At 67.6% G+C, this 4339-nt stretch carries 3 protein-coding genes and 1 pseudogene; all 4 read right to left on the minus strand.

The genetic code is table 11. The features are described 5' to 3' along the window. On the minus strand, positions 1–506 hold a 506-nt coding region (locus EOA75_RS29490), incomplete at its 3' end, for an alpha/beta fold hydrolase (RefSeq protein ID WP_127325800.1). Then, positions 503–3040: a glycoside hydrolase family 2 protein gene (locus EOA75_RS29495; RefSeq protein WP_245466775.1), complete on the minus strand. Its 2538-nt coding sequence runs from the start codon at positions 3038–3040 to the stop codon at positions 503–505. The genes EOA75_RS29495 and EOA75_RS29490, both read right to left, overlap by 4 nt. Positions 3041–3077: 37 nt before the next feature. After that, positions 3078–4076 (minus strand): DUF1839 family protein, encoded by a 999-nt coding sequence (locus tag EOA75_RS29500; protein ID WP_127325801.1) that lies wholly within the window; start codon positions 4074–4076, stop codon positions 3078–3080. A 1-nt stretch (position 4077) separates the two neighbouring features. Beyond that, positions 4078–4339, minus strand: a pseudogene (locus EOA75_RS29505) (hypothetical protein); the annotation flags it as partial.

Here is a 4339-nt window from a genome sequence, read left to right on the forward strand (position 1 = left end):
GCCTCGCGCCCCTCGGTGAAAACCCCTTCGCCCGCCGAACGGCTGGCCAGCGGCGCGTCGATCATGCGCGACATGGCTGTGACCTCGCGAACATAGGCCTTGCCGGAGGACGGCGGCGCGAGCAGCACGAGACCCGCCACGTCGTCGCGTCCGGCCGCCGCCAGCGGGGCCAGCAGGGCACCAAGCCGGAAGCCGACCAAAATGACGTCCGCCACGCCGCAATCCTGCTTCAGCCGATCGATCGCCGCGCCTATGCTCGCCGTCCACCGTTGCACCTGACCGGGCGTTGAATGATCCCCGGCGGCATTGCCGCAGCCGGGATAGTCGAATTGCAGCGCCGGCAGACCGTTTTCGGCCACCTTGTCAGCCAGAAGCCGCAGGAAACGCCGGCTGCACAGGTCCTCGTGGCCATGCGCCCCGGCGATCACGACACCCCGGCCGCGTCGCCCGGTTCCCCTGCCTTCATGAAGCCAGCCGATCGTGTCGGCGAAGACGACCCCCTTCATGCCACGCTCCCGGCAGGCCGCAACGAACGCATGATCTCCGCCCTGGTCTCTACATTGTCGGCTTGCGGCGCATCGTAGGCCACCTCGCGATCGCCATTCAGCGCCGTCACGACGCCGGCCGGAGTGGCAGAGGCCGGCCCATCCAGGCCAATTTCCTTCACCGCGCCCGGCATCAGGTGGAAGCCGTTCTCGCGCGGGAAGAACAGCCCATCCTTGATGGCGACGTGATAGGCGGCGCGCTTGCAAGCGAGCCGCAGGCGCCAGCCGTCTCTGCCGCGCATCAGCCCTGCCGACAGGCCGACATCGCGTCGCGCGGTCATGACGCCGGGAAGCACATGAAAGGCTTCGGCCAGGATCTCGCCGTCGCGGTCTTCCAGCCTTGCCACGGTTACCTCGTGCCCCGCTGGGCCGAAGCGATAGGCATAAGACAGATCAAAGAAGGCGCCGAGCAGCGAGAATGCCGCAAGCGACTGCGTCCCGCGCGCCTGCAGAGTGACCGGCCGGCGCGCCGCCACCACCGGGGTGACGCCGTCGCGCAGGCAGGCAAGCGATAGCGTCGCCTCGACTGCCCTTGCCGTGTCATTGACGAGATGGACGCTCAGCCCGTTGACGCCCTCATCGCTCAGCGTCAGCCGGAGCGGCGCGAAGGCGCGTCTCAGCGCATGCCAGACCGATTTCGGCCGACCGGCAGAATCGACGACGCCCCACCCTGCTCCCGGGAGCAGATCCTTCCAGAAGAACACCAGCGCGCCCGCCGTCGGGGAGGCCGGTCTGCGCCATTCATCGATCGTGCGCTCAACCACCTCGGCAATGACAGCGCGCGAGAGGTCGAGGTAGCGCGCTGGATCCTCCATGCGCAGCCGGCGAGCGTCGACGCCGAACAGCGTCTCCAGATAATGCTCGCGCACGTCCTCGAAATCCCACGACGCACCTGCATCGCGCGGCACGCCGGCCTTCCAGCGCGGATCGTGGCCGGGCGGAACGGGCAGATGCTCATCGAGCGTCGCCTGTTCCGGCACGTTGGCGAAGGCGAGGCATTCGCTGGCGAAACGCACCTCCGCGCGGCGCGCGTCCTCCAGCGGCCGGCAATAGGCGCCGACGCCATAGTAGTGCGTCGGGCCGCCATCCGCGGCGAAGGGCAGGCTGCCGCCGGAGGGCGAGGAGGACACGAGCGCCAGATCGGGCAGGATCGCCTGCGCGGCCGGACGCACGACATCGTCGAACCAGGGTGTCGGATCCATCGCCACCGGCATGCCGAGCATCGCGGCCTGCTGCGCCACCTCGCTGCCGCCACACAGCACCGCCAGCGACGGCGAATGCCGAAGCCGCCCCAACAGGTTCTCCACCTCGCGCGACAGCGCCGCCCGCCAAGCCTCGTTCTTCGCCGGATAGTCGAAATTGGCGAGCATGAGGTCCTGCCAGACCAGAATGCCCATCTCATCGCACAGCTCGTGGAAGGCATCGCTTTCATAGGCGAAGGTGCCGCCGACCCGCAGCATGTTGACGCCGGCTTGGCGCGCGAGATCGAGGTCGGGCTCGATTTCGGCTCGCTCGCAGGGCAGTCGCACGGGATCGGAGGGCGTCCAGACCGCGCCGCGGCAGAACACCGGCACGCCGTTGACGACCAGGCGAAAATCGCCTCCGTCGGCACCGCGATCGATCTCAATGCGGCGGAATCCGACCCGGCCCAGCCGGCTGCGCACCGTGCCCAGCGTCGCCATCACTTCGTGCAGCGCCGGCTCGCCATGTCTGTTCGGCCACCATGGGGCGACATCGGCAATGGCCAATTCCGCCGTCAGCCGGGTGGGTGTCTCGAACTTGAGGGGCGCGCGCACTCCGGCACAGCTGACATGCGCCGTTTGCGCATTGTCGAAGGGTTCGGCGAGGGTTATCGCAACGGCAAGATGCCCGGTCGTGCCGTCGAGCCTGGCGCGCATGTCGGCATCGAGGATGCGCTGCCCGCCATTTTCGTGGATCAGCTTGACGGGACGCCACGGCCCGACGACATCGAAGCTCGGGCACCAGCCCGGCATATGGCCGATCAGGGTCGTGCGCACCAGCCGCAGCCGCTGATCGTCGATCATGCGAGGGCGCCAGCGGGCGCGCGGACCGATCGCCGTTTCCAGATGGCGGTCGAGACTGCGAAAGACGATGGCGAGTTGCTCGCCCCCTGAAAGGCTTACCGCAGCCTCATGGCGCTCGAACATCGAGGTCGAGGTGAACAACAGCCGATCGTCAAGCCAGACCTCGGCGACAGTCGCCAGCCCCTCGAACACCAGCCGCACCGGACCGGTCGCGTCGAGCCTGCGGCTGTACCAGACATCGCGGTCGTGCAGCCGGGTTGGCTGCTTGCGGTCCCAGCGGCCATGCTTTTCCAGCGTGGCGGCCGCCGTGCCGGGACAGGCCGCGTCCAGCCATTCGGCATTTGCGTCTATGTCATTCGGCGAAGCCCAGGCACCTGCCGCCGAGATGGCCATCCGCCACCCCCGATCCAGCAATCCGGCAGTGCCGGCGATCGACACCGTGGCGTCCATTCCCCCACCCATCATCAAATGCGCGTCGGCCGGCCCGCTAGGCCGCCTTGGAGGCGACACCGGCCATGCGGGCGTCCAGCACGTTCATCACCGTTTCGTAGGCCTGCGCCATCGGCGCGATTGCTTCGGTCAAGCCGTCGAAGCGCTGCCGCGCCATCGCGCGGGCGAGCTTGAACTGCATGACCTTGGCGCCCTCGGCAATGCTGCCGGCGGCTTGCACCGCCTCTGCCAGGCAGGTTTCGCCGTGCTGCCCCAGCCATTCGAGATGACTGCCAAGAAGTTCGAAATTCGCGCCGACCTGCCGCAGCGTGTTGAAGGCATAGGTGTGGAAATAGGCAGGCGACTTCGTCGCCAGCCTTTCAGCGTGGCGGCCGAACGCGGCCGCATAGGCGGCGAGCGGATTGCGCTTCGGCCGCCGCTTCAGGTGATGCGCGAGCAGCGCCGCCGCGGTCCCGACCGCGTCGCGGGCCGGGCGCGTGGCGTCGAGCTTCACGAATTCCGCGTAAGGAAACAGCGGCAGGTCGCCCGCCGACACACCATCCCATTGGCCGAAGATGCCGTCATAGTCTTGGCCCTCGAGCGCGAAGTAGCCGTCATTGTGGAAGTAGCGCATCTGCCGCGACTCGGGATCGAGCGCATTGATGCCGACTGTGGTCTTGGAGTGGCCGCTGCGGTAGGTGAGGCCTTTGGTGTCGGGCAGGTAGAAGGCATCGACCTCGACCAGCGGCAGCCGGCCGAGCTCGACTTGCGTCAGCACATGCGTCTCCAGCCGGTCGAAGACCGCCAGCTCTTGGATGTCCAGCCCCGCCAGCCTCTGCAGGTCGGCGGTCGGGAACTTGAAGAACGTGAACTGATCACCTTCGAAATCCTGCGCCGCGGTGAAACCGAGCGCCGCGACCGGATCGTGCCCGGTCGCGTGCAGAACCTCGATCAGAAGGTCGACATAGCAGTTGGTCTGCGGCCACCGCCTTTGCGGATCGTGCAGCCAGTGCGGCCGGTAGGTGGCCGGATCGAGGCCGGCGATAGCCCTCAGCATCTCACACGCTCCAGAGCACGTCGCGGACCGCCGCCGGCCAGGCTTCCGTGTCCGGCCCATGGTGGCGGAACAGCGCCAGCGCCACGCGCTCCAGCCCGAAGCCGACGCAGGCCGAATGGCAGAACTCCCCGTCGGCGAACTTCAGGCCCCAGGTCTGGCCAAAATGGTCCTGGTGACAATTGAAGCTCAAGCAGGCGGTCGGCTTCTCGATGCTGGTCACCGGAATCAGCAGCTCGAATTTCAGGCCCTGATCGCGCTGGTTG

It is taken from the genome of Mesorhizobium sp. M1A.F.Ca.IN.022.07.1.1 (assembly GCF_003997575.1).
Taxonomy (GTDB): Bacteria; Pseudomonadota; Alphaproteobacteria; order Rhizobiales; family Rhizobiaceae; genus Mesorhizobium.